We start from the raw sequence: 26027 nt of genomic DNA, 5'->3' as shown, positions 1-26027 counted from the left end.
GATTCGGTTCGATTTCCCATCGGGTTGGAAAAAAAAGAAGGCGCCGCGAATTTGAGCGACGCCGAGTACAATGATCTGCTTCGAGCCACACAGAAGAGAACACGAAAAGGATGAGTCGGCCTGACCTCAGGCCGATCCGGAGAGCCGCAGGGAGTCGATCCGTGAACGTTCTGGTCATTGGCAAGGGTGGTCGTGAGCACGCCCTCTGCTGGAAGCTCGGCCAATCCCCCCGCGTGACAACCGTCTATTGCGCCCCGGGGAACACCGGCACCGCTCGCGACGCCGAGAACGTGGCGATCGATCCCAAGGACACGAAAGAGCTGATCCGGTTCGCCAAGTCGCGGGACATCGGCCTGACGGTCGTCGGCCCCGAGGAGCCGCTCGTCAACGGCCTGGTCGATGCCTTCCAGCGCGAGGGTCTGCGCATCTTCGGACCGCGCAAGGACGCCGCGGAGCTGGAAGGGAGCAAGATCTTCGCCAAGGAGCTGATGCGGCAGGCCGGGATCCCGACGGCCGAGTTCCGCGTCTTCCGGGGGGCCCCGGACGCCGAACAGTATATCCTGTCCCGCGAGGTCGCGCTCACGCTCCGCCCGAAGGGGAAGTCTCCCGTCCGGGGGACGCAGCATTGCCGGACCGCGGCCGAGGCGATCGAGGCGATCGAGGCGATCCTGGACCCTCGTCAGGTGATTGTGCCCGGCTCGGCCGAGGTCGAGTTCGACGAGCGAGGCAAGCGTCGGGGGTTCAAGACGATCGAGGAGGCCCGTCGCTACGTCCTGACCCGCCCGATCGGCCTGGTCGTGAAGGCCGATGGCCTGGCGGCGGGCAAGGGGGTGTACGTCTGCCGGAACCTGGGCGAGGCGCTCGCGGCGATCGACGAGATCATGGTCCGGCACGCCTACGGCAGGGCCGGGGATCGGGTCCTGATCGAGGAGCGGCTCGACGGCGTCGAGGCGAGTGTGCTGGCCCTGACCGACGGCCGGACGATCATCCCGCTCGAATCGAGCCAGGACCACAAGCGGGCGTTCGACGGCGACGAGGGGCCGAACACCGGTGGCATGGGGGCCTACTCCCCCGCCCCGATCGTCACGCCCGAGCTGATGGTCGAGGTCGAGCGCGAGATCCTCGTGCCGATCGTCCACGCCATGAAGCGATCGCGCAAGGCGTTCCGGGGGGTCCTGTACGCGGGCCTGATGCTCACCCAGCAAGGGCCGAAGGTCCTGGAGTTCAACGTCCGGTTCGGCGACCCCGAAATCCAGGCGGTCATCATGCGCCTGCGCTCCGACCTGCTCGACGCGCTCGATGCCGTGGTCGACGAGCGGCTCGACACGGTCGAGCTCGACTGGGATCCGAGGCCGGCGATCACCGTGGTGATGGCCTCCGAGGGCTATCCGGGGAACTACGACCGCGGCCGGCCGATCAACGGCCTGGACGAGGCCGACCGGGTCGAAGGGGTGAAGGTCTTCCACGCTGGGACGACCCTGCGGAACGAGCCGCAGGGGCCCCGGACCGTGACCGACGGCGGTCGGGTCCTGAACGTCACCGCGATCGGCGACACCATCGCCCAGGCCCGGGAACGCGCCTACCAGGCCGCCGCCGCCATCCGGTTCACGGGCGGCTGGTATCGGCACGACATCGCCGACCGGGCCTTGAAGGTCGAATCCCCGACGCCGCCGTCGCCGTCGACCGCGACCGATGAGACGGCCGATCAGCCCTGATCCCTTCACCGCAATCGGTCGGCAGCACCTCACCCTCGAATCAGCCTCGGGACGCACCGGGGCGCGTCCCGGGCTGCCGATCTGACACCCCGCGCGTTGCCAGGCGGGTCACCCCCGCCCCGCCTGCCATTTTTGCAGCCCACCCCCCGTCAGCTCGTGCTAACTCATGGCCGGCGGACCGCAGCCAATAACCCTAACCTGTTTACAAGAAATCGGTTGCGACACAATCCATCCGGACGCCTCGCCAGCGGCACGGGACGTGCGTGAATTCATTTCCATCAGTGATCGCTGAATCGTTTCGCGATCCTGGAGGAGGGAGCGTCGCGCATGAATGGCTTACAGTGGCAAGGCCCCGGCCCTTGGGACCCGTTCCGGGAGATTCGCCGAGAGGTCGGGCGGATCCTCGGGAACATCGAGTCGCTGGGGGTGCGATTCGCGCGGCCTTTCCCGGCGATCAACCTGTATGACACCGGGGAGCAGTACGTCCTGACGGCCGAGCTGCCGGGGATCGCCCCCCAGGAGATCGACCTGACGATCACCGGCGAGACGCTGACGCTCCGGGGGGAGCGGCGCCGGCCCGAGGGGGCGTCGGACGAGTGTTTCCGGCGGCAGGAACGGCCGTTCGGCCGCTTCGGGCGGTCGGTGACGCTCCCCGAGCGGGTCGATTCCGCCGCCGCCTCGGCGCAATTCGCCCACGGCGTGCTGACCGTCACGCTCCCGAAGGATGCCGAGGCCCGGCCCCGGCAGATCGCCGTCGCCACCCCGGGCTAATCGCGCGGAGGTGTCGCGGTCCTTCTTCGTTCCCGATCGATCTCCGGAGGCTTGTTCATGTCGACCCCAGAGCGCCCGATCCCGGTCCCCATCGGCCGCCCGCAGGGGGACGATGCGTCTCCTGATGCACCCCGTTCGGCCCCGGCGGCCGAGCCTGCCGCGGCGGCCCGGCCGGCGGCGGCGACCCCTCCGACCTTCGTGCAAACGCCCCTGATCGACATTTTCGAGGAGCCGGACGGGTTGGTGCTCCTGGCCGACGTGCCCGGCGCGGTCGAGGACTCGGTGGCGATCGAGCTGGAGGACAATCTCCTCACCCTCCGGGCCGAGGCCCGGCGGCCGGCCCCCGATTCGGCGTCAGTCTTGCTGGAGGAATTCCCGTTCGGCTGCTACCAGCGGACCTTCATTCTGAGCGATGAAGTGGATCGCTCGCGCATTTCAGCCGAATTGAAACATGGGGTGTTGCGGATTTCGTTGCCGAAGGCCGAGCGCGCCAAGCCGCGTCGGATCGAGATCAAGGGGCTCGACGGGAATGGCCCAGCTTCTTGATTTCGCGTATCTTCCGGGCAACGGCCGAGGTCGCCGGCTTGATCGGCGCGCCCCGCCCGGGCATGATAAGCCCCTCGTGGCCCCGTCGCATATGGTAGAGTCATGCAAAAGGGCTCTCCTCCCGTCCGTCGTCCGCCTGGAGCGCGTCCGTCATGGAGACCGAGAAGATCCTCTGCTTCGCGTCGATGATCGTCGCGGGGCTGGTGGCCCTCCTCTTTGTGCTTGATCTGGCCCTCGGCATCTTCGGGCGATTCATCGCCCTGGACATCCTGTTCATCCTGGGTGCCGCCTTCGTGATCTGGCAGGGGGTCGAAACCTATCGAGAACTGCGATAATCGGCCCTCCCCCGGCTCGCGACCCGCCCTTCCCCCCGCTCAAGATCCGGGCCGAGCGGACGAATCCCCCGTAACACCCCGCCCGCCGAGGGCGTCCGGTCCGAGGAGATTCGTCCCATGCCGAGCCGATCGCGCCGCCGGATCCGATGGGTCCTCGCCCCCCTCCTCGTGGTCGTGGTCGCTGTCGCCCTGACCGTGATTGCATCAATCCTCCGCCCCGCACCCCCTGCCCCGCCGCCGATCCCCGACCCGAACGGCCTCGACCGGCTCGTCGAGGCGGGCCTCATGATCGACGGGCCGCCGCCGAACGATGGCGAGCTCGACGAGGCCGAACCTGAGGAGTTGCGGGCCTGGGTCCTCGCCAATCGAGAGGCGATGGTCGTCGCGGACCAGGGGCTCGAACTGCCGAGCGGCGTCCCGCTGCGCTTCACCCAGGACGATGCGGACATGCGGGATCTGGGGGCGCTCCGGATGCTCGCCCGCCTGATGGTGGCCGAGGCGATCGTCGCGCGGCATGATGGGCAGATCGACGCGGCGGCCGATCGGTCGCTGGCGATCCTCCGCTTGTCCCGCAACGGGACGCGGAACGGCCTCCTGATCCACGCCCTCGTCGGCTTCGCGATCGAGGGAACCGGGCGGGAACAGCTCCGGCTCCTCAGGGACGACCTGGACGAGAATCAGTGCCGGACGCTCGCCGAGGCGGTGATGGCCTTCGAGTCCGATCGGCCCGACATCGAGGAGACGATCGCCCTGGAGACGGCCTGGGGCCTCGAGACCGCCCCTCGGGGCTTGAGGCTCGCCCGGACCTTCGTCCCCGGGGTACGCGGCAGGCTCGACGGCCTGCTCCTCCCCGCGCTGGAATCGGGCCGGAATGCCTCGCTCCGGGCGTCGGCGTTGACGCGACTCCTGGCCGTCGATCTGGCCATTCGAGGTTACGAAGCCCGGCATTCGGCTGTGCCCGATCGGCTCGAACAGCTCGTGCCGGAATTCCTGAACGAATTGCCGACCGATCCCTTCGCCGGCGGGCCGTTCGTCTATCGAGTCGCCGACTCGGAAACGGGGTTCGTCCTCTACTCCGTCGGGCCGGACGGTCAGGACGACGGCGGGACGCCTCACCCCCAGGGGGCTGACTGGACCTCGACGCCGGGCGACCTGGCGCTGACGCCTTCGGCACCCTGAGCCTGCCCGGGGCGGTCGATCAATCGGAGTTGGGGGACTTCCGGCTCGTTTCGGCGGAGACGAGGGCCCGGAGCAGGCCGGGCCAGGTGTGCTCGGTCGCCTCGGCGTCGATGGACCAGCCGAGGCGGCGGGCGGCCTCGCTGGTGACGGGGCTGATGCTGGCCAGTCGAATCGCACCGGTCTCGATCCGTTTGCGGGCCGAGTCCGAGAGCAAGGCGTGCAGTCGGGCGGTGATGGCCGAGCTGGTCAGCGTGATCCAGTCGACCGGGCCGCGTTCGAGGCGATCGAGCACGTCGGGGGTCAAGGCGTCGGCGTCGGCATTGCGGTAGACGGGGATCTGCTCGACGTGGGCGATCGGCGAGAGCTGCTCCTGGAGGACCATGCGGCCCCGGTCGGCCCGGGCGAGCAGGACACGCTTGCCGGAGACGAGCGGCGCCAACGCCTCGGCGAGTCCTTCGGAGCGGAAGGACTCGGGGACGAGGTCCGCCCGGAGTCGGTATCGGGCCAGCGCCTCGGCGGTGGCGGGGCCGATGGCGGCGAGCTTCAGGTGGCCGAGGGCGCGGAGGTCGCGGCCTCGGGCTTCGAGGCGGTCGAGGAAGTGCCGGACGCCGTTGCCCGAGGTGAAGACGAGCCAGTCGAACGCAGGCAGGCGGTCGATGGCGTCGTCCATCGGCCCGGGGTCGTCGATCGGGAGGATCCGGACGGTCGGGGCGATCACGACCTCGGCGCCGAGGGCTTCGAGGTCGGCCGCGGAGGGGTCGGATTCGCCGATCGGCCGGGTGACGACGATGGTCCGGCCGAACAGCGGCAGGCGTTCGAACCAGGCCAGCGGCTCGCGGCGCGCGACCACCCGGCCGACGACGAGCAAGGCGGGGGAGGCGATGCCCGGCCCGGCCGCGGAGACGACTCCGGCCAGCGTGGCCAGGGTTCCGGCCACGGTGCGTTGGGCGGCGGTGGCGCCGTTGCAGACGATCGCCGCGGGGGTGGACGAATCCACGCCGAGGCGGATCAGGGTGGCGCAAATCGCCGCGTGGTGCCGCAGGCCCATGTAGAAGACGATCGTGCCGGGGAACCGGGCCAGGGCGGGCCAGTCGATGCGGTCGCCCGGGTCGCCGGGCTCGTTGTGGCCGGTGACGAAGGCGACGGCCGAGGTGTCGTCGCGGTGGGTGACGGGGATGCCGGCGTAGGAGGTCGCGCCCACCCCGGCCGTCACCCCCGGGATCACCCGGAAGGGGACCCCATGGGCGATGAGGTGCTCGGCCTCCTCGGCCCCCCGGCCGAAGACGTAGGGGTCGCCCCCCTTGAGGCGGACGACCGCCTTCCCCTCCCGGGCGAAGCGGACGAGCATGGCGTTGATCTCGTCCTGAGGGACCGGGCAGCGGCCCCGCTGCTTGCCGGCGAAGACGCGATCGGCGTGGGCGGGGGCGAGGTCGAGCAATCGCAACTGGACCAGGTGGTCGTAGACGACCACCTCGGCCCGGGCGATCGCCTCGGCCCCGGCCTGGGTCAGGAGCCCCGGATCACCAGGGCCGGCGCCGACCAGCGTTACAGTCCCGACCTGCGTGTTCATGGCTTCTCAATGGGGGGATTCGAGCGGGGAAGAAGCGGTCAGCGGTTGAGGGTCATGGCGACCAGCAGGACGAGCAAGCCGATCGAAAGAACACACGGAGCAAGCAGCCGGAACCAGAACCGAAGGGAAGCCGCACGAGTCCGGTCGGGCCAGTGGTCCTCGATCCGATCACCGATCCAGTCGATCCCGACTTGCACGAGCAACACAGCCGGAAGCACGAGCACCAGGGCCAGGATTGCGGTGAAGACGACGAGGTCCATCAAGGCTGCTCGCTCCGATCGATCAGGCGACGGCCTCCCCCGGTCGAGCCGGGTCGAGCACCACGGGAGACGCCTTCAACAGGTGCTTGCCCGGTTCGGGGAGCCGCAGGCATGCCAGGCCCGCGAGTAACGAGGAGGCCGCGAAGGTGAGGAACGCCAGTTCCGGCCGACCCAGGTGATTGCTCACGGCCATGATCCCGGCCACGAGGGCGCCGCCGAGGCCCCACGTCACCCCCATCGTGATCGAGCTGGCGATCCGGGGCCCTTCGGGCACGAGCTGCTGGCCGTAGCTGATGAACACCGGCAGGCCCAGCCCGACGATCAGGCCGAGCGCCCCGGAGGCCGCCACCATCCACGGGCCGGCCACCACCGGGCAGCCGGCGAGCAACGGGGCCGCCAGCATCGGGAGCAGCCAGAGGACCATCCGTTCCCGGTGCCGGCTCACCAACGCGGCGCAGACGAGCCCCCCCAGGCCGATGCCCCCGAAGAAGGCCGCCTGGACCAGGCCGATCCGGCTGTTGCCCGCCCCTCGGGATTCGAGCAGGAAGGCCAGGGCGATCGGGGCCCCGGCCGCGGGGAGGGTGCGCAGGACGCCGACCCAGGCGAGGGTCCCCAGGCGGCTGCCGCTGGCCTGGATCAACTCGGGGAGCGAGACCCCTCGCCCGTTCTGGCTCGACCCGATCGAGGCGGTGGCCGACCGGAGCCAGGGGGTGAGGATCGCCACCAGGGCCAGCCCCCAGGTGATGTTCCAGACGAGGAACGACAGGCCGTACCGCTCCGACATCCAGCCGCTCCCGAGGGGGCCGAGCGACTGGCCGAGGAACCCTCCGGTGGCAAAAAGGGACATGGCCCGGCTCCTCGACTCGGGCAGGGCGTGGCCGACGGCCGCCGCCGCCTCCGGATGGAAGGCCGCCACGCCGAGGCCGCCGAGCATCAACAGCCCGACGAGGACCGGCAGCGACTCGGCCCGGCCGACCGCCCCCATGCAGGCGATCCCCACCAGGGGGCCGGCCCAGAGCATCCAGCCCCCTCGGTAGCGGTCGCCGAAGTAGCCGAAGACGAGCTGGCTGGCCGAGGTCGTGAGGCTCCAGAACAGGAAGGCCGCCTGAATCATGGCCGCGCCGCCGCCGAGCCGCTTCTGCAGGTCGGGCCAGAGCGGGTGGACCGACGCGGCGAACGCATCGATGATCAGGTGCACCAACGTCAAGACGATCAGGAAGGCCACCCCGTTGCTGATCACCCGGCGGCTCGTCACGAACGCATCTCCTTTGGCCCGTTGGGGAGCAATCCTTTGGGAATTCGAGGCGATTCGCCGAGTCCTTGCGGAGCAGACCGGCGGACGAGGTCATCCGGACGCGGAACGAATCGACCCGCCTCCGTGACGGACACGGACGCGGGCCGATCGGTTCTCAATCATATCGGCCGGGCCCGGGGGAGGACAACGGGAGGAATGTCCGCCGAGGGGGCTGACTCCGCGTTGCCTCGCGAGGCGGTTGGGGGAACAATGGGGCATCGTGACCCCGGGTCGGGAGGTTTGACGAATGCCAGCGCGAGGCCGATGGAAGTCCGTTGAGTGATCCAATGCCGTCAACGTCACCCCGGGTGACCGTGGCGATCCCCTGCTACAACGAGGACGCGGCGATCGGCGCCGTGGTCGCCGAGTGGCGTCGGGAGCTGCCCGAGGCCGAGATTGCGGTCTTCGACAACAACTCGACCGACCGGACCGCCGCCGTGGCCGCTGAGGCCGGGGCGACGGTCATCCCGGTGCCGGAACAGGGCAAGGGCTGCGTCGTGCGCACGATGTTCGCCGCACTGGCCGACCGCGACGCGGTGGTGATGATCGACGGCGACGGCACCTATCCGGCCTCGGCCGTCGGCCCCTTGCTGGCGGCCGTCCTAGAGGGTCGGGCCGACATGGCGGTCGGCATCCGCCGGCCGATCGCCGAAGCGGGGGCGATGTCGCCGGTCCGGAGCCTCGGGAATCTGCTGATCGGGGTCGGGTTCTGGGTGCTCGTCGGGCCGGGGACCACGGATCTGCTCTCCGGCTACCGCGTCTTCTCGCCCCGGGCGATGCGGACCATGCGGCTGCGATCGGAAGGGTTCGAGATTGAGACCGAGCTGGCCGGAGAGGCCGTCGGTCGGGGGTTGCGGGTGGTCGAGGATCCGGTGCCGTATCGCCCCCGGATCGCCGGGACGCACAGCAAGCTCAACGCATTCCGGGACGGCCTCCGCATCCTGAGGATGATCCTCCGCCTGAGTCTCCGGCTCCGACCGTGGCGGCCGTTGCTCCTGGCCGCGGCGGCGCTGGCGGTCGCGGCGGCGCTGGCGGGGCGAGACTGGATCTGGGCCGCGGCGGTGCTGGTCTTCCTGGCGGCCGTGCTGGCGGCGGCCTTCGTGCTGGCGAGGCGAGAGTCGTCGGGGGTGCCCAGTGAGTGACGATCCCGAGACTCCCGCCGCCCGGGCGCGTCGGGAGCGCAGCGCCCGGTATCCCGGTGCCCCGCTCCCCGAGGCGATCGAACTGGCCCGGTTCGTCGATGACCAGGGGCTCGACGGCACCTCGGCCGAGGCGATCGCGGCCTCGCTGGGCTTCGAGAGCATCAAGACGCGGACCTTCTCGACCCGCCTGAGCGCGGCCCGGCAGTTCGGCCTTTTGACGCTCGAAGGCTCGGGCTACCGCATCTCTCCCCTCTCCCGGTCGATCCTCCACCCGGTCGAACCGGCCGACCTGCCCCGGCTCTATCGGGAGGCCTTGAAGACGCCGCCGCTCTATTCCGACCTGCTCGTCCGCCTGGCCGACCGGCGGATGCCCGACCCGGAACGGCTGGCGAACCTGCTCTATCACAGCTACCAGATCACGGCCTCGGCCAAGCTGGCGGCGGCCGAGGCGTTCGTGGAGTCGGCGCGGTTCGCCGGGGCCTTGGGCGACGACGGCGTGCTCAGGCCGGAGGGCGCCGCCCCGGCCCGGCCGCCCATCGAGGCCCTCCGGCCTCCCGTCCGAAACGAACCCAATCCGCCCGAGCAGCCCCCCCCGCCCCGAGCAGCGACGCGAAGCGAGGCCGTCGCTCCGGGAGTCCGCATCGACCTGTTGCTCTGGGGGAGCGACGCGGGCAAGGTCGTCCGGATTCGGGCCCCCGAGGCGATGAGCAGCGAGAGTCTCGCCAGGGTCGTCGACGCCCTCCGCCTGCACATCCGGATCGATGAGGGGGCCGGGCGGCTTCCGGTCGATGAGGTCGACGCCGAGGAATAGGTCCCGGTCGCGCCTTCGGCCGCGGCTCGGGCCGGCTCGGGACCGCCCGCTCACCGCGGCTGGACGAGCTTCTGGAAGGCGGGGAGCGGTCGAAGGCAGGTGAGGTCGGGGTCGGTGGCGGCGAACCCGGGGTCGAAACCGGCGTCGATCGCGCGGCGGAGCAAGGCCAGGGCGTCGTCCTTCAACGAGCCGTCCTCGGTCGCCTCGCAGAGGATGGCCAGGGCACTGGCCGCATTGTAGAGGCGATGGGCCGTCGGGAAGCGTCGGAGGGTATCGACATCGGCCACGGCCGATCGCATGCCGAGCCGGGCGCGCACCAGGGCTCGAAGCTGGACCGCGTCGACCAGGTTCGGCTCGGCCGCGAGGGCGGTATCGAGGTGCGCCAGGGCCTCGCTCGGACGGTCCGCGCGGAGCACGTGGGCGAGCCCGAGGTGGGCGCGGGGGGATCTCGGGTCGGTCGCGAGTGCCCGTTCGAAGTCGTCGCGAGCGGCCTCGGGGGCGCCGGGCAGGCGGACGAACCCCCGGGCGACGAGGATCACCGGGTCGCCGGGGCGGTCCTTCAGGGCCTCGCCGAAGCGGTGGTCGGCCTCGACCCTGCGGCCGGATCGGGCCAGGGCCTCGGCCCAGGTCGCCAGCAGGGCGGGGTCGCGGCTGCGGGTCGACTCGATGGCGTATTGCAGGTCATTCGCGGCCTGGCCCGGATCTTCCAGCTCCAGGCAGACCAGGGCGCGGTTGACCCGGGCCGGGATCAGGTCGGGATCGAGGGAGACGGCCTCGTTGTAGGCGTTCCGCGCCTCGGCCGGCCGGGCGTCCATGGCCAGCGCCAGCCCCCGGTTGGCGAACGCCTGGGCGGACCGCGCGTTGAGGAGCGTGCAGATGGCGAAGTCGGAGGCGGCCACGTCGTAGCGGCCTTGCTCGAAGTGGCACAGCCCGAGCGCGAACCAGGACCAGAAGCGTCTCGGGTCGAGCCCGGTGGCCCGGTCGAGCAGCGCCTCGGCCTGATCGATCTGCCCATTGGCCAGCGCGGCGGTCCCCCTGAGGTAGTAATCGCGGGCGGTTTCCGGGGGGATCGCGTCGGCCCGCCGGCGGTCGCGTTCGGCCTGGTCGCCGAGGCCGAGCGCGGCGGCATAGGTGGCACGCTCGGCGAAGAGGGTGGACGGCGGCCGGGGATCGACCTGCTCGGCCAGGTCGAGCCGCTGGACGGCCCGGATCAGGGCGGCGGCGTAGTCGGCCTCGGGGCCGTCTCGGGCCACGACGATCGAGGCCCTCGCCTCGAGCATGAGCAGCTCGACCACCTGGTCGATCAACGCCCGCTGATCGAAGGGGTGCAGGGTCCGGACCATCGGCCCATCGACCCAGGCGGGGCCGAGGCGATCGACCTCGTAGCGGGCCAGGGCCATCCGGGCGCGGCGGAGGCCGCGCTTCAGGTCGGCGTTCGAGACGAGGCTGGGGTCGGTCGAGGAATTCAGGAGGATCTGGCAGCGGGTGAAGTCGTTCTCGAAATCCCGCAGGGCCAGGCGGGCGGCGTCGCCCTGCCATCGTTCCCTGACGGCCAGGAACATCAGGGCGATCGAGACCAGGAGGATCATGGCGACGGCCCCGACCGTCGTCGAGCTTTTCAACTGGGGGTTGCGCCTCATGAGCTTGCTGAACCGCTCGCGAAGGCTCGGCTCGGGCGCGTGGCGGGCCGGGCGGTCTTCCAGGAAACGGCGGAGATCTTCGGCCAGGTCGCTGGCGTGCTGATACCTCTTGCTCGGATTCGGATCGAGGCATTTGCGCAGCAGGGCGTCGAGGCTCCAGGGGACCGCGGGATTGATGGCCCGGGCCGAGGGGAGTGCCGTCAGCCGCTCGACGATCATCTGGTCGAGGACCTCGGCGATGGGGGGGCCTTCGGGAGGCTCGCGGAACGGCTGGCGGCCGGCGACCATCTCGAAGAGGATCAGGCCCAGCGAGTACAGGTCGGAGCGTTCATCGACGGCGGAGGCGGGGGTCGATCCCCGAGGGTGAAACGCGTCGAGATGCTCGGGAGCCATGTAGGGCAGGGTGCCGCCGATCCGGGCCCGCTTCCCCTCGTCCCCCGGATCGGCGATGGCCGAGAGGTTGAAGTCGAGGATCATGGGCATGCCGTCGGCGGTGATCAGGATGTTCGACGGCTTGAGGTCGCGGTGCAGGAGCCCCCGGGAGTGGGCGTGTTCGAGCCCCTCGGCCAGCCGGGCCGCGATCCAGACGGAGGCCTGGACGGCGCTGGCATGCCTGAGGAAATGGCGGGCCGGCTGGGCGCGATCGGACGCGACGACCGGGCGAGGCCCCTCGTCGAGATCGGGGTTCCCGCCATTGATCCAGTGCCACGAGCGGTTCCAGAGCGCCCGGAGTCGGGAGAGCGGGACGACCGCGGCCTCGATCGACCGGGGGATCGCGTGAGCCGGATCGATCGAGGCGGCCTTGATCCTGGACGCGGACAACCCCCGGGAGGGGTGCCGGTGGCCTCCCTCCATCCGGCTGGCCGGCAGCGACGGGAGCGGCCCGCAGACCAGGTCGAGGGCCTCGATCAGGCTCCCCCCCGGGTCGCGAGAGGCGGGGCCCGAGGCGGCCGCGGCGGCCTCGAGGACCTGGGCCAGGTTCGCCCCGCCCAGATAGGGCATGCAGATGAGGTGGAGGCCCGACGCCGCGTCCTCGTGCACCGAGTGGATGGGGACGATATGCGAATGCTGCAATCGGGCCAGCAGTTGCGACTCCTCCCCCACCGGCTGATTCGAGACCTTCAGGGCGACCTGCCGGTCGGCCAGGTTCTCCTGCTCGGCCAGGTAGACCCGGGCGAACGCCCCTCGGCCCAGCTCTCCGACGATCCGAAAGCCGGCCAGGTGCTCGCCGGTTCGAGGATAGCGCCACTTCCCCTGCCCCGGAGACGCCGACCCCCTCGGCGGGGCCCCGGCCGCGTCGGGCGTCGGGATCGACCCGTCGCTCGGGCGGAGATGCATGGAGTAATCGAGATCCGCCTGCGGCTCTCCGGGCGGCGAGGACCGATCGGACGGCGCGTGGAGGGGGTCGGAGGAGGGCGAGAATGACGATTGCGATGCGTCGGACTCCGTGAACGACTCGGGACGGAGATTCCAGCCCACGGCCGGGTCGAACTCCAGCGAGTCGTCCTGAAACGACGATCCCCGATCATCCATCTCCGTTGCTCCTCCGAGCCGGCGGGGAGGACCGGACCGCACCGATTCCCTGAGGGGAATCCGGGCCGCCCCCTCAACACCCCCAACCTTCGCGGAATCCCGAATGAACTGTAGGACACCCCTGGTTTCTTCGGGCCGAGATCGGGGCGCGAGGCTTCGAGAATGACCCCGAATGTCTCCCAGAATCATCAATCAGGCGCCCGGCGAGGCGTCGGGGGAGGTCTGTTGCAACGCGGTCACCGGCGGATCCTGCAGATGGGCCAGGGGCACGGTTCCCGATCGGGCGATCGGGAGGCTTCCTCGCCCCGTCCCGGACCGTCGGGGCCGGGAACCGCGGTCCGAGTTGCACGAAGTCCGGCCACGACCTAGCGTTCTCCTTGGACCGTCACCGAATGCCGGGCAGGGCGTGCCCGGGGCGGCGGGATCGTCTTGCAATCCAGGAGGAACCATGCACGCCGGCAGTACGGTCGATCCGTTCTCGATCCACCTGGACGCTCAGCAGGTGGTGGAAAGCCCCGAGCACCAGGCCCAGGGGCTGGCTCGTGCGTTGCGACTGGAGTTCACGGCCCCGGTCGGCCTGCTCGGCACCGACCTGAACAACCAACCCCTCTGGCTGGCGCAGGAAGGTTCCGACGGCGTCCGCTGGCCCGATCCGTCGCGGGCGGCGGGCACGGCCATCGACCTGGATCGCGAACCGGGAGGGGCCTCGCTCTGGCTCGCCAGCCCGGCCGACGATCACCTCTGGTTGATCCTGCATCTCGAGGAGATGGAGGAGGTGTTCGGGAAGGATCTCACCATCTGGATCGGCTTCGCGCTGACGAGCCTGGGGGAGCGCGGCGGGACTCGGACCTGGGGACCCGCGACCCCCGCCCAGGCGTTGCTGGCCTGGGGGCGGGAAGTGGCCCAGCGGCTCGGCACGAGGCGGGGATCGTCGAGGAAGGCCGAGTCGTCGTCGCTCAGGTCGAGACGAACTCAGTTTCGCATCCCCGACCGGCTGACCCGGGAGATGTCCATCGCCGAGCCGCCGAAACGGTTCCAGCGCCTGGCGGTCGAATCGATGCGCGAGGCGCTCCAGGTGGAAGCCGTGGCCTGGGTCCCCCGGAGCCGCCGGGAGGCGGTGGTCATCGACGGAGACGTGGCGGGGCTGAGTCCCGAGGGCTTCCGCGCCCTGATCCCCAGCAGGAGCGACCAGGGGGAACGCCACTGGGCGGACGACGCCCAGGACGGCCTCGAGGGCGTTCGGCAGGCCCTGGCCATCTCCTCCGACTCCGAGGGGGTGCGGGCCGGCTGGGTCGTCGCGGTCAACCCGACCGACGGGCGGCCTCTCGGTCAGGATGAGGCCGACCTGCTCCGCCCGGTCGCCAACCTGATCGCCACGCAGCGCATCAACGCCCGCCATTTCACCGAGCTGAAAGACTTGCTCTTCGGCATCATTCGATCGCTGACGGCGGCCATCGACGCGAAGGACCCGTACACGCTGGGGCATTCGGAGCGCGTGGGGCGGATCGCCACCCTGCTCGGGGAGGAGCTGGGCCTGTCGCCCAACGAGCGGGGTGACCTGTACCTGTGCGGCCTGCTGCACGACATCGGCAAGATCGGGATCTGTGACGCGACCTTGCAGAAGCCCGGCCCCCTGACGCCGGAGGAGTTCCGCGAGATCAAGCGCCATCCGACCATCGGGGTGCAGATCTTATCCGACTTGAAGAAGCTGCATCATCTGCTGCCTGGGGTCGCGCATCACCACGAGAACTTCGACGGATCCGGCTATCCGGACGGGCTCTCCGGGAACCAGATCCCGCAGATTGCCCGCATCCTCGCCGTGGCGGACGCCTTCGATGCCATGTCGAGCACCCGGCCGTATCGCCGCCGGCTGGCGACCGAGCAAATCGACCGCATCTTCCGCCAGGGGGCCGGGACCCAGTGGGATCCGGACGTGGTCGACGCCATGTTCGCCTGCCGGGACAGGATCGAGAGCATCCGCCAGAAAGGGCTCGGCGAGAGTGTGGTCCAGGCCGTGGACGACACCATCAATCGCAACAGGAATTCGTCGTACGTCGTGGATTCGGTGGTCGATCCCCCCGCGTTCTCGTGATCGCGTTGCCCGCCCGATGTCGGGCTGAGGGCGGGCAACGCCCCGTTTCGAGGCCCCCGGGCATCTGCTGCAGGTCGGTCGATCAGAGGGCGGCGATGGCGCCGGAGTGCTCGCGGATCTTGCGGATGGCCGCGGCGATTTGATCCATGTCCTCGCGGCCGCCGAGCAGGGTCGTCTGGGTGAACCAGACGGCTTCCCGGCAAAGTTGCTCATTCCCGGGGCAGTCGATCCGATCTTCATACTCGGCGAGCTGCTGGGTGGAGTAGACGGCGCGGAAGCCCCGGGAGTCGAGCGCCCGGCGGAGGAACGGCTCGTCGTAGAGCGGCCCGTAACCCCCGGAGGCCGGGATCCCCTCGGCCGCGAGCGCCTTGAGGAATCCGGACCGGGGGAGGCCCGAGAACTGATCCGGGTCGTAGCGGAACATGTAAAGGTGATAGGCGTTCCGGGTGCAGCCTTCGTACATCCGGGCGGGGGTGACGCCCGGGATGTCGTCCAGTTGCTCGGTGAGGATCGCGGCGTTCTGCTCCCGTTGCTTCGATTGCGCGTCGAGCCGGGTCATCTGCGCCAGGAGCAGGGCCCCCTGGAACTCGGTGAGGCGGAGGTTGGCGCCGTTGCGGGCGAAGAGGCCGGGCATCCCGGGCCCGGATCGCCCGTTGTTCTGGAAGCTCATGCACTCGGCCTGCAGGCGAGGGTCCTGGGTCATCACGGCCCCCCCCTCGCCCGAGTTGAGGTTCTTGCTCGCCTGGAAGCTGAAGCAGCCGAGGTCGCCGATCGTGCCGACCTTCTTGCCGCGCCACTCGGCCAGGTGCGACTGGCAGGCGTCCTCGATGACGGGGAGGCCGTGCTTCGAGGCGATGGCCATGATCGCGTCCATGTCGGCCGGCGAGCCGCCGATGTGCACCGGCATCAGGGCCCGGGTCCGCTCCGTAATGGCCGCCTCGATCTTGCTCGGATCGATCTGCGAGGTTTCCGGGTCCACGTCAACAAAGACAGGCAACGCATGCTGGATCAACACGGCGTTGATCGTCGCGACGAAAGTATAGGGCGGGACGATCACCTCGTCTCCCGGCCCGACCTCGAGCGCATTGAGCGAGGTGATCAGCGCGCTCGTTCCGTTGGCCGTGGCCACGCAGTGTTGACTCCCGAGGCGCTCGGCCCAGGCGGACTCGAACTGCTCGACCCGATTGCCACTGCCCCGATACCAGGCCCCCGATCGCAGCACGTCGACGAGTGCCGAGATCTCCTCGTCCCCGAAGATCGGCCACCTCGGAAAGGAAGCCGTCCGCACGGGGGTCCCGCCGAGGATCGCCGGTTGGGCGTCGGCCGAGGCCCCGTTCGCCCTCGAACCACTCCAGGTCAGGCCAAGGGCCGAGGCGGCCCCGAACAGCGATCGTCTCGAAAGGCGAGGGGTCATTCCAGTGCGTCTCCGTGATGCGTATCGGCGTGGCGAGCTCCCGCGGGCGAACCTCTCGCAAAGCCTATCCCAACCGGCGCCTTGCCGCCAGCGTCCTTTCGCCCCGTGTCAGGCCCCAAGAGAAATGTCCGGCCCGAGGTCATGGGGTCCGGACGCGTGATTGCCGATCGAACGACCGAGGGCGGTGCGGGTGCGACGAATCGCGCCGCGATGGGACCGATCGCCTCGCGGCGGTCAGTCGATCCAGGACGAAGATCAGGTCATCGGGATCGATCGGGAGGTCGAGGCAGGCGATGGCCCCCGCGGCCCGGGCCGTGGCGACCGTCCGCCGATCGGCCAGCCCGAGCAGGGCGATGACCCCGCGACGCTGCGCGGCCATCGCCAGCCGGGTCGACCAGTCCGGATCCAGGACCGGGACGTCCCACGCGACCCAGGGTTCCGGCCCGAGGAGGGGGTCGTCCCGCTCACGTCGAGGCGCATAGCCGGCCGGGCCGAGCGCGTCTTCGAGCAAGCGGCCCAACTCCCACTGACGACAGGCCAGCGCGATCGGGACGGGCCGCTGCGGCGCGACGCGAGGGGCGTTCGCTTGCCCGAGATGTCGCGCGATCGTCTCGCCGGCGGTGGCTTCGGGCAAGAGGACGTCGACCAGGCCCGACCAGGCCATGATCTGGTGATACCTCGCATGAGGCCCGGCCACGAGGATGACGCGGGGGGCACGTTCAGCGTCCCTGAGCCGGCGCAGGCGATCGGCCTCGGCCACCGAGAGCGTCGCCCGGTGCAGCACCAGGACCGACGGCGGCGGCCCGGCGGGCCATCGCTCGGGCAGCTCCTCCCCGATGGCCCGGAGCGAAGGGGTTCGGATCGCGTCTCGGAGCGCGACGACCCAGGGGTCGGTCAGGTCGCCGGAGAAGGCCAGATCGATCTGATTCGCGACCACGAGATCACCCCCGGCCCGGGCATTGCAGGTTCGATCCGCACGTTCTTCACGATTCGGCCCGTGTCGTAGCAGATCCCCGCCGGCCCGGCAAGCGGAGGAGTTCGGACCCCTCGGCGATCGAACACGTCGCCGGGGGCCCTTCTCGGCCCGACCCGATCGATCCATCATCGCGTCCCGACGCACAGATGACTTGCGTCCCCGTGCCGCCAGGTCGTAGAATCATGATTGCATCGACACTTCGCCCGGGTCCTGGCCGATCGGGACGATTCCCCGGAGACTCGCCATGACAACTGCCCGAACGCTGCCGATCATCGTGGCATCGCTGATGGTTCCCGCCCTGTCGGCGTCGGTCGCCGAGGCCCAGACCGCGGGGGGGGCCGACCGATACCTCGGCGCGACGCAACGGTCGATCGTCCGGACCAACGGGATGATCTCGTCCATGAACCCGCCGGGCCTATCATCCGGAGGTGGGAACCTGGGAATGACCGGGGCAATCCAGTCGGTCAACCGCACGAACGCGATGATCCAGTCGATGCTCGCCAATCGCGAGACCACGATGCGAGGGATGCAACAGCAGGTGATCTACCGGACGCCGGACAATCTGTACGGCGTCTACTGGTCCATGCACAACACGAGGCAGGCGCAGATCTACGCGAACGTGGGGGGGGGCGGTCCCCGGATGGCCATGATGCAGGCGCTGGAGGTTCAGAAGCGACGGGCCCGCGAACGCTCCAGGAGCGAGGAACTGGCGCACCGCTTCCGGCAACGGAGCAACCCGCTGCCCCCGCACTCCCACCCGGTCCACTTCGACACCATCCAGTCGGGTTACAGCAGTGCTCATCTGCTGAACGCCTCCCCGGAGGTCACAATCACGGCACCGAGCCCGGTCCCCCGGAATCTCCCCCGGCGGGGGGCGAATGCCGACTGAGGACCGCCGACGCCTCGACGACATCTGGACGCCTGTCTACAATCAGACGCGGCGGCGGGGCCGACCGGGGCGTCTGGTCTGGGCCCGGCATTGCGCCCCGATCCAAATCGGTTTCAAGGATGAAGGAACCGAAGGATGCCCACGCGATCCGAGCCCGTGGTCCCGGCCTCGATCCTCGAGGTCGGGACGATCTATCTGGAACCGTCGGTCCCGGATGTCCCCAGGGGCCGGGAGATCCTCGACCGGTTCCCGAAGGCCGAGCGGGTCGTGGTGCCGTCGCACTGGAACATCCCCGGCCTGCACGGCAATGAAGGGATGGCCGAGGACTGGCTTCGGATCAAGAAATCGACGCTGGTGCTGGGCGTTCGCAAGGGGATGGAAATCCGTCCGAACGGCCGATCGGCCGACTTCATCGCGCCGGGGTTCTCGAACGGTTGCGCGATGGCTTGCTCCTACTGTTATGTGCCGAGGCGCAAGGGATACGCCAACCCGATCAGCACCTTCGTGAACCTCGACGCGATCAGCCGGGCGATCGAGCACCATGCGATCCGCCAGGGTGAAAAGGTCTCCCCGAACCAGGTCGACCCCTGGCAATGGGTGTACGACATCGGCGAGAACGGGGATTGCTCGGTCGATGCCCTGATCTCGGACAACCTCCGGGACCTCGTCGCGTTGTTCCGCCGCCTGCCGAACGCGAAGGCGTCGTTCGCCACGAAATTCGTGAACCGGGCATTGCTCGACTACGACCCGTGCGGCAAGACGCGGATCCGGTTCAGCCTGATGCCGCCCATCGTGGCAAAGCTCCTGGACATTCGCACGTCGAGCATCGCCGATCGGATCGCCGCGATCGACGAGTTCGTCGCCGCCGGGTACGAGGTCCACCTGAACTTCAGCCCGGTGATCTACTACGAGGGTTGGCTCGACGACTATGCGGACCTGTTCTCGAGGATCGACGACGCGATCGGCCCGAGGGCGCGTCGGCAATTGCGGGCCGAGGTCATCTTCCTGACCCATCACGACGGCCTGCACGAGGTGAACCTGCGCTGGCATCCGAAGGCCGAGGAGTTGCTCTGGGTGCCCGACCTTCAGGAAGCCAAGGTCTCCGAAACCGGCGGCCGCAATGTCCGCTATCGGCGTGGGCTGAAGCGGGAGCTCGTCACGCAGTTCGAGTCGCTCTTGCGCCGGTCGCTCCCGTATTGCGGCGTCCGGTATGCGTTCTGAGGGGACCGAGATCCGCCGAGCCGTCAACCGCACGGGACGGCCAGGGGGACCCGATCGAGCAGCCAGAGCGGGCAGTCGCGTCGGACGGCCTCGTTGGCCGCCAGCGCCAGCCGAGCGAAGGTGATGACCTCGATCGGCTCGCAGACCGGGCCGTCTTCCGGGTCGTCGACCACGCGGAGCAGGTCGAGCAAGGCGGCGTCGTCGAGGGGGAGATCCCAGCAGTTGGCCAGGTCGGCCAGTTCGTCCCGCAGGCCCGGCAGGCTCGCGCAGTGAAGCGGCCCGAGTTCCGAGAGGGGGAGCGTGATTGCCTGGACGTGGGCTGGGAGGAACACGCCGGTCCGCGCCCCAACGATGCCGGAGAGGTTCGGCACGGCATCGTCGCCCAGTTGCTCGACGGCTCGGCGGTGCAATTCGGCGAGGAGATCGACCGTCAGTTCGCCGAAGTGGCGCACGGGCACCCCTTCCCAGTCCCCCTCGGCTCCGAATGCCCGGTCGAGCACCCGAGCCACCTCGCCCCCGAGCTGATCCGAGAAGGTTCCTTTCGCACCACCAACGGTGACGGAGAGCGGCATGAGTACTTCTCCCCCGGCTCCTCGGAGGGCGAGCCGGACGATGGGGCCTTCGAGACACCTCGACGCACGACTGGAGACGCGGGAAAGGGGAAACCAGGCCGTTCCGACCACGATCGACGACCTACCGGCGCGACGCAACCGGCCCGGGATCGCGAGCGTACCAGTATCGCACGGCGGGATCGATTTCGCGCTCGTGATTCTCCCCGACGTTCTCCGAATTCAACGGCGGCTCCCGTCCCGCCTCGTCGGCTTCGGCCCGGAGCGTCGCCCTGAGGTAGCCCCGATCGTCGAGGATGGTCGCCTCCGGGACGGTCTCGAGCCGGAGGGAGCCGCGGACGGGACCTTCGGCATCGAGCACCAGTCGGCCGAGGCGACGGTAGGGCATTGCTCGGTCGTTGACGAAGGATCCGGGGCGATCGTCGTCGGTGCGGGCGAACTGGCCGAGCGGGACGTCAACACCGGCACGCTCCGGGTCGTCGCCGTCCCAGACGAGGCGAAGACGGGCCGATTCCCAGGAATCCGGGGAATCCGGGTCCGGCACCCACCGGAAGGCCGTGATGGTCCGGGGGCCGGGGGGCAAGGCGAAGATGACCCGACTCCTGCCCAGGAGGTCGACCTCGTAGCGGGCCTGAATGACCTCTCCCTCGGCCGGTGAGGCCTGAGAGCCAGGCGTGCCAAGCAGCCCGATTCCCGCAAGCAACGGCACGATCGACATCTGCATGAGCCTCGACGGAATCGGCCGGGGGATCAGCCGGCTCGTGAGCATCGCCGGCGCCGACGATCCGGCCGGAGGGTCTGGCGTTGGTCCGAGGCGGGCCGTATCCTGCTCACAATCACGGGCGCCGCGTCTCGGTTCGTCGGACTGAGGATGCCCCCTCGCGGCGTGCCCTGTCAAGTCGCCCCGCCGTTTCGGAGCGTTGCGCCGATGCATCGGAACCCCTCGGTGTCCAGAATCGTCCGGCGAGTCTCGCTGCTCGTGCTCCTGGCAGCCCCCGCTGCCGCCCGGGACGACGACCCTCGCCCTCCGGGGTATTCGGCACCCCAGGCGGACGCGCTGGCCGGGGTGGAGGCCCGGGCGCTGACGGTCCCGAACCCGGACTCCGCGCGGTCGATCCTGCGACGCCTGACCGAGGAACCGCACGAGGCCGGGACCGTCGCGGGGTACGAGACGGCCGTTTTTGTCCGAGAATCGCTCCGCGAGTGGGGCTGGGACGCCGAGTTCGCCGAGTACGAGGTCTTGCTGAACGAACCCGACGGCCTGACCTCGGTCTCGATCGTCCGCCCCGAACCGATCGAATTGAAGGTGATCGAGGATCCGAACCCGCTCGACAAGGACTCGAGCAGCCCGGTCGCCTGGCCCGCCTTCCACGGCTACGGGATCTCGGGAGACGTGACCGGGCAGATCGTCTATGCGAATTATGGGACCGTCGCCGATTTCAAGGCGCTGGAGGACCTGGGGATCGACGTGGCCGGCAAGATCGTCCTCGCCCGCTACGGGGCGATCTTCCGGGGCCTGAAGGTCCTGAACGCCCAGCGTCGGGGGGCGATCGGGGTGTTGATGTATTCCGATCCGATCGACGACGGCTACGCCCGAGGCGACGTCTATCCGAACGGGCCGTTCCGGCCCCCCTCAGCCATCCAGCGCGGGAGCGTCCAGTTCCTCTCGCTCGGTCCGGGAGACCCCTCGACGCCGCACGGGCCGTCGGTCAAGGGGGCCGATCGCTTGCCGTTCGACCGCCATTTCGGCTTCCCGCTGGCGGGCAAGGCGCCGATGTCGCTCGACGATCCCAGCATGAATTATTCGGTGTTGCCGCATCTGGTCGACGCCTGGGAGGAGGAAACCGGGCTCGACCGCGACGAGTACTTCGCCGCCATCCCTTCCTTGCCGATCAGCTACGAGGCGGCCCTGCCCATCTTCGAGGCCCTCGCCGGCCCCGAGGTCCCCGAAGGGTGGCAAGGGGGCCTGCCCCTGGCGTATCACGTCGGCCCGGGGCCGGTGGAAGTTCGGTTGGCGGTTCGGACGAAATACAGCCTCAAGACGATCCACAACGTGATCGCCACCCTGCCGGGGGCAGTCGAGCCCGACCGCTGGGTGATGGTCGGCAATCACCGCGACGCCTGGACTTACGGCGCGGTCGATCCGGGGAGCGGCAGTGCCGCCACGCTCGAAGCCTGCCGGGCGTTGGGCGAGGCTTACAAGGACGGCTGGAGGCCGAGGCGCACCCTCGTCTATGCGAGCTGGGACGCGGAGGAATACGGCCTCGTCGGCTCGACCGAATGGGCCGACGAGCACCGGAACGAACTCGACGCCAGGGCCCTGATGATGCTCAACGTCGATTCGGCCGTCTCCGGGCCGAATCTCGACGTGGACGGCGTGCCGTCGCTCCGAGACCTGATGCTGTCGGCCGCCGCCGACGTGGTCGAGCCGTCGAGTGGCCGATCCTTGCGGGATGTCTGGCTCGACGAACAGCGATCGGCGTGGGCCAAGTCGACTCGATTGAACATGCCCGATCTCGACGCCGAGGACCCCATGCCCGAGCTGCCGAGCTTCTCCGCTCGGCTCAATCCGCTCGGCTCGGGGTCCGACTACACGGCCTTCCTCGACCACCTGGGCATTCCCGCCCTGAACGTCGATTTCGGCGGTCGTTACGGGGTGTATCACTCCATTTATGACAACTTCTTCTGGATGGAACGGTTCGGCGACCCCGGATTCACGAGGCACACCACCGCGGCAAAGCTCTATACCCTGATCCTTTTCCGAGCCGCCTCGGCCGAGGTCGCCCCCTTGACCTTCCGGCCCTATGGCGAGGCGTTGGAAGAGGAGCTGGACAGGCTCCGCGAGATGGTCGCTCGGAAATCGCTGGCGAACCCCGACGAGCCGCCGATCCGGGTCGATGGCCTGGCCAGGCTCGGCCGGACGATCCGAGACTTCCAACAGCAGGCCGCGACACTCGACGAGGCCACGGCCGCGCTGGCCGATCGGCAGGATCGGCCCGATGAAGCGACCCTGAGCCGCGTCAATGACGCCTTGATGCGCGTCGAGCGGGCGTTCCTGATCGAGGAGGGGCTCCCCGGCCGGCCCTTCTTTCGCCACGCGATCTACGCCCCCGGGCTGACGACCGGCTATGCGAGCTGGCCCCTGCCGGGCGTCCGACAGGGGATCGAAGAAACCGATCAAGACGTCCTGGACGAACAGATCCCCATTTTGATCGATCGAATTGAGGCGGCCATCGCCGTCATGTCCGAAGCGGCCGACGCCGCCCGGGACGCGAACTGAGGCGTTCGACCGCTCACAGAAGTGCGTTTTTCCTGACTTTTTGGTTCCCGACTCCCGCCGATTTCCATCCTTAGAGAGCACGCCCGGATGTCAACCGATCCTCGGAAGGCCGACCGCCCGATCTTGCCCCGCGTGCTGGGGCCGGCGACCGCGTACAGCGCGATCGTCGGATCGGTCATCGGATCGGGCATTTTCATCGTGCCGGCGCGGGTGGCGGGGACCCTCGGGTCGATCAGCCTGATCATCGCCATCTGGGTCGCCGGCGGGTTGCTCACGCTGGCCGGCGCCCTCACGGTCGCCGAGTTGGGGGCGATGCTCCCGCAGGCCGGCGGGCCGTATGTGTATCTCAAAGAGGCGTTCGGGAAGCTCGCGGGCTTCCTGTTCGGCTGGACCGAATTCCTGGTCATCCGATCCGGCTCGGTCGCGGCGTTGGCGGCCGGATTCGCCCTCTATTTCGGCGAGGTGGTGCCGCCCCCCGACGGCATTCCCAAGGCCGGTTGGGAAGCGGGCGTGGCGATCCTGGCCATGACGACGCTGGCGGTCCTGAACGTGCTGGGTGCCCGGGTCGGCGGGGGGGTGCAGGTCCTCGGCACGGTGCTGAAGGTGGGCACCATGATCGCCATGATCCTGCTCCCGCTGCCGTTTGTGATGGGGGTGGCCCGGGCCGAGAACCTGTCTCCCGTCTGGCCGACCGACCTGGGCGGGTCGCTCATGCGGGCCATGCTGGCGGCGATGGTCGGCGTGCTCTGGACCTACGACGGCTGGATCAACATCACTGCGCTCGCCGAGGAGATCCGGGAGCCCGAGCGGAACATCCCGCGCGCGGCGATCCTGGGGACCCTGACCCTGATCGGCGTGTACCTGGGGGTGACGCTCTCCTATCACCTCGTCCTGCCGATGGCCGACGTCGCCCAGCCGCCCGACGGCCGGAACGTGGCGGGGGCGTTCTTCGTCCGATTGTTCGGCCTCCCCGGCGCCTGGCTCATCGCCCTGGTCGTGATGGGGTCGATCTTCATCGCGCTCAACGGCAATGCCCTGTCCGGGCCCCGGGCGTACTTCGCCATGGCCCGAGACGGCTTGCTGCCGCACGCGATCAGCCACGTCCATCCGAGGTTCCACACCCCGGCCAACGCGATCATCATCCAGACCGCCTGGGCGGCGCTCCTGACGGCCGCCGGCGCCATCTTCCTGGTGATCGAGGCGCCGGGCTCGGAGAGCGGCCTGCCGGTCTGGTTCCGGGACGCATGGGTCAAGCTCAATCAGACACCGCTCTATGATGTCCTGTTCTCCTACGTGATTTTCGGCGCGACGTTCATGTATGCCCTGACCGTGGCGTCCGTCTTCGTCCTCCGGCGCACGAGGCCCGACCTGAAGCGTCCGTACCGGACGTGGGGCTACCCGATCACGCCGTTGATCTACCTGGCGGGGGCGGCCTTGCTCCTCGGGAACATGCTCCAGGAGACATTCGCCGAGTCGATCGTCGGGCTCGGCATCATCCTCGCGGGCGTCCCGGCGTATCTGGTCATGCGCCGTCGAGGAGGCCCGTGACCTGTCCGCCCAGTGGGCGTGCGAGATCCCCCCATGATCCTCTCCCTCCTGATCGCGATGCTGCTGAATCCCGACCCGATCACCGCGGCCGAATTGCGAGACGCCTTGCAGGGACCGATCGCGGCCGACGAGGGCGCGCGGCTGGCCGCCCGCATCCGCGAACGCCTCCCGGAGGGAGCCGACCCGGCTCGGGGGGCCGCGTTCCATGACGAGGGGCTGGCCGCGTTCGTCGCGGCCGCGCCGAGCGAGGCCGACCCCGCCCCCCGGCTCGAAGGGATGGTCACGAGGCAGCAGGGCCGGGAACTGAAGCCGATCGGCGAGTCCGGCCTGTGGGCGATCGTGCTGGAGGTCGCCAATGACCAGAAGTTCAATTATGAGCTCACCCTGGGAGGCGACCGAATCGGCGGCGGGTCGATCGAGATGCCGGGGTGGGCCTATCCCCTTGAGTCGTCCAAGCGGCCCGGGCAGGACTACGGCACGTTCCGCGAGTTCAGCTTCCGGAGCGAGGTCTTCGACAACGACCGCACCGGCTGGATTTATGTCCCCGCCGCCTACGATGGTGCCGAGCCGGCCGCCGTGATGGTCTTCCAGGACGGAGACGCCTACAAGCGAGAACATGTCGGCACGGTGGTGGAGAACCTCATCGCCGACGGGGACATGCCCGTCACGATCCTGGCCCTGCTGAATCCGGGGGTCAACGACGACGGCTCGCGCAACCGGAGCATCGAGTACGACACCCTGAGCGATCGCTACGCCACGTTCCTGGCCGATGAGGTCCTCCCTCGGCTGGAGTCGGAGTTCAACCTGCGAGACGACCCGGAGTCTCGCGCCATCGGCGGGGCGTCGTCGGGCGGGATCTGCGCGTTCACGGTCGCCTGGGAACGCCCGGATCTGTTCGGCCGGGTCTGCTCGCATATCGGCAGCTTCACGGACATCCGGGGGGGCGGGGCGTATCCGGAGATCGTCCGGCAGGCCGAGCGGAAGCCGCTCGTCAAGGTCGTCCTGCACGATGGCCGCAACGACCTGATCAACCGCTTCGGAAACTGGTGGGAGGCCAACGTCCGGATGCACGAAGCGTTGTCGGAGACCGGTTACGACGTCGATTTCGTCACCGACGACAGCTATCACGGCTACCAGGCCGCCGGTCGCGTCCTGCCCGAGACGCTCCGCCTGACCTGGGAGGGTTGGAACGACTGAGACGAGCACCCGACCGCCGAGCCGATCGCGCCGAACCCGGGACGC

Annotated in this window: 21 protein-coding genes; 13 read left to right on the top strand and 8 right to left on the bottom strand. The window is 69.4% G+C overall.

The genetic code is table 11. From position 1 onward, the window contains the following. Window positions 1-161: 161 nt before the first annotated feature. The 5 genes from purD (at window position 162) to AB1L88_RS18490 (ending at window position 4546) form a co-directional block, all read left to right on the top strand. Window positions 162-1715: a phosphoribosylamine--glycine ligase gene (gene purD, locus AB1L88_RS18510; RefSeq protein ID WP_367098169.1), complete on the top strand. Its 1554-nt coding sequence runs from the start codon at window positions 162-164 to the stop codon at window positions 1713-1715. A 327-nt stretch (window positions 1716-2042) separates the two neighbouring features. Further along, window positions 2043-2486, top strand: a complete 444-nt coding sequence (locus AB1L88_RS18505; RefSeq protein WP_367098168.1) for an Hsp20/alpha crystallin family protein — start codon at window positions 2043-2045, stop codon at window positions 2484-2486. 57 nt (window positions 2487-2543) lie between these two features. Continuing rightward, entirely contained in the window at window positions 2544-3032 is a 489-nt protein-coding gene (locus AB1L88_RS18500) for an Hsp20/alpha crystallin family protein (RefSeq protein WP_367098167.1), read from the top strand. A 152-nt stretch (window positions 3033-3184) separates the two neighbouring features. Continuing rightward, on the top strand, window positions 3185-3367 hold the full coding sequence (locus AB1L88_RS18495) for a hypothetical protein (protein WP_367098166.1): 183 nt from the start codon (window positions 3185-3187) through the stop codon (window positions 3365-3367). Window positions 3368-3484: 117 nt separating this feature from the next. After that, window positions 3485-4546, top strand: coding sequence for a hypothetical protein (locus tag AB1L88_RS18490; RefSeq protein ID WP_367098165.1), 1062 nt, complete (start codon window positions 3485-3487; stop codon window positions 4544-4546). Between the two features lie 19 nt (window positions 4547-4565). On the opposite strand, the gene cobA is transcribed toward AB1L88_RS18490, so the two are convergent. Genes cobA through AB1L88_RS18475 form a run of 3 tightly spaced genes read right to left on the bottom strand, consistent with a single transcriptional unit; the run spans window position 4566 to window position 7631 of the window. Beyond that, on the bottom strand, window positions 4566-6116 hold the full coding sequence (gene cobA, locus AB1L88_RS18485; protein ID WP_367098164.1) for a uroporphyrinogen-III C-methyltransferase: 1551 nt from the start codon (window positions 6114-6116) through the stop codon (window positions 4566-4568). 38 nt (window positions 6117-6154) lie between these two features. Then, the gene (locus AB1L88_RS18480) at window positions 6155-6376 is read right to left on the bottom strand and encodes a hypothetical protein (protein WP_367098163.1); all 222 of its coding nucleotides are present in this window, start codon (window positions 6374-6376) and stop codon (window positions 6155-6157) included. Window positions 6377-6398: 22 nt separating this feature from the next. After that, window positions 6399-7631: an MFS transporter gene (locus AB1L88_RS18475; protein ID WP_367098162.1), complete on the bottom strand. Its 1233-nt coding sequence runs from the start codon at window positions 7629-7631 to the stop codon at window positions 6399-6401. A 326-nt stretch (window positions 7632-7957) separates the two neighbouring features. Here AB1L88_RS18475 and AB1L88_RS18470 point away from each other — a divergent pair, with 326 nt between their 5' ends. Further along, window positions 7958-8812, top strand: a complete 855-nt coding sequence (locus tag AB1L88_RS18470) for a glycosyltransferase (protein ID WP_367098161.1) — start codon at window positions 7958-7960, stop codon at window positions 8810-8812. Continuing rightward, the gene (locus AB1L88_RS18465; protein ID WP_367098160.1) at window positions 8805-9623 is read left to right on the top strand and encodes a hypothetical protein; all 819 of its coding nucleotides are present in this window, start codon (window positions 8805-8807) and stop codon (window positions 9621-9623) included. The genes AB1L88_RS18470 and AB1L88_RS18465 overlap by 8 nt, the downstream gene beginning before the upstream one ends. A 50-nt stretch (window positions 9624-9673) precedes the next feature. Here AB1L88_RS18465 and AB1L88_RS18460 read toward each other — a convergent pair whose 3' ends face one another. Continuing rightward, window positions 9674-12796 carry a protein kinase gene (locus tag AB1L88_RS18460; RefSeq protein ID WP_367098159.1) on the bottom strand — a complete coding sequence of 1041 codons (3123 nt, stop codon included), beginning with the start codon at window positions 12794-12796 and terminating at the stop codon, window positions 9674-9676. Window positions 12797-13244: 448 nt separating this feature from the next. Here AB1L88_RS18460 and AB1L88_RS18455 point away from each other — a divergent pair, with 448 nt between their 5' ends. After that, entirely contained in the window at window positions 13245-14888 is a 1644-nt protein-coding gene (locus AB1L88_RS18455; protein WP_367098158.1) for an HD-GYP domain-containing protein, read from the top strand. Between the two features lie 82 nt (window positions 14889-14970). Here the strand turns inward: AB1L88_RS18455 and AB1L88_RS18450 are convergent, their stop codons facing one another. Both AB1L88_RS18450 and AB1L88_RS18445 read right to left on the bottom strand, forming a co-directional pair. Beyond that, a complete protein-coding gene (locus AB1L88_RS18450) occupies window positions 14971-16302 on the bottom strand; it encodes a DegT/DnrJ/EryC1/StrS family aminotransferase (RefSeq protein ID WP_367098157.1) in 1332 nt (443 codons plus the stop codon). A 139-nt stretch (window positions 16303-16441) separates the two neighbouring features. After that, the gene (locus AB1L88_RS18445) at window positions 16442-17239 is read right to left on the bottom strand and encodes a hypothetical protein (protein ID WP_367098156.1); all 798 of its coding nucleotides are present in this window, start codon (window positions 17237-17239) and stop codon (window positions 16442-16444) included. Between the two features lie 283 nt (window positions 17240-17522). Between AB1L88_RS18445 and AB1L88_RS18440 the strand changes: the two genes are divergently transcribed. Together AB1L88_RS18440 and AB1L88_RS18435 are read left to right on the top strand one after the other, a co-directional pair. Further along, window positions 17523-18167: a hypothetical protein gene (locus AB1L88_RS18440; protein ID WP_367098155.1), complete on the top strand. Its 645-nt coding sequence runs from the start codon at window positions 17523-17525 to the stop codon at window positions 18165-18167. Between the two features lie 135 nt (window positions 18168-18302). Further along, window positions 18303-19388 carry a spore photoproduct lyase family protein gene (locus AB1L88_RS18435; protein WP_367098154.1) on the top strand — a complete coding sequence of 362 codons (1086 nt, stop codon included), beginning with the start codon at window positions 18303-18305 and terminating at the stop codon, window positions 19386-19388. Window positions 19389-19411: 23 nt separating this feature from the next. On the opposite strand, the gene AB1L88_RS18430 is transcribed toward AB1L88_RS18435, so the two are convergent. Both AB1L88_RS18430 and AB1L88_RS18425 read right to left on the bottom strand, forming a co-directional pair. After that, entirely contained in the window at window positions 19412-19960 is a 549-nt protein-coding gene (locus tag AB1L88_RS18430; protein ID WP_367098153.1) for a hypothetical protein, read from the bottom strand. 121 nt (window positions 19961-20081) lie between these two features. Continuing rightward, window positions 20082-20675, bottom strand: coding sequence for a hypothetical protein (locus AB1L88_RS18425; protein WP_367098152.1), 594 nt, complete (start codon window positions 20673-20675; stop codon window positions 20082-20084). A 210-nt stretch (window positions 20676-20885) separates the two neighbouring features. On the opposite strand from AB1L88_RS18425, the gene AB1L88_RS18420 reads away from it, so the two are divergent. The 3 genes from AB1L88_RS18420 (at window position 20886) to AB1L88_RS18410 (ending at window position 25982) form a co-directional block, all read left to right on the top strand. Beyond that, window positions 20886-23237, top strand: coding sequence for a M28 family metallopeptidase (locus AB1L88_RS18420; protein WP_367098151.1), 2352 nt, complete (start codon window positions 20886-20888; stop codon window positions 23235-23237). An 87-nt stretch (window positions 23238-23324) separates the two neighbouring features. Further along, a complete protein-coding gene (locus AB1L88_RS18415) occupies window positions 23325-24785 on the top strand; it encodes an amino acid permease (protein ID WP_367098150.1) in 1461 nt (486 codons plus the stop codon). A gap of 33 nt (window positions 24786-24818) precedes the next feature. After that, window positions 24819-25982 carry an alpha/beta hydrolase-fold protein gene (locus tag AB1L88_RS18410; protein WP_367098149.1) on the top strand — a complete coding sequence of 388 codons (1164 nt, stop codon included), beginning with the start codon at window positions 24819-24821 and terminating at the stop codon, window positions 25980-25982. Window positions 25983-26027 lie beyond the last annotated feature (45 nt).

The organism is Tautonia sp. JC769, assembly GCF_040717455.1.
GTDB lineage: Bacteria > Planctomycetota > Planctomycetia > Isosphaerales > Isosphaeraceae > Tautonia.
This window is presented reverse-complemented; position numbering and strand designations above follow the sequence as displayed.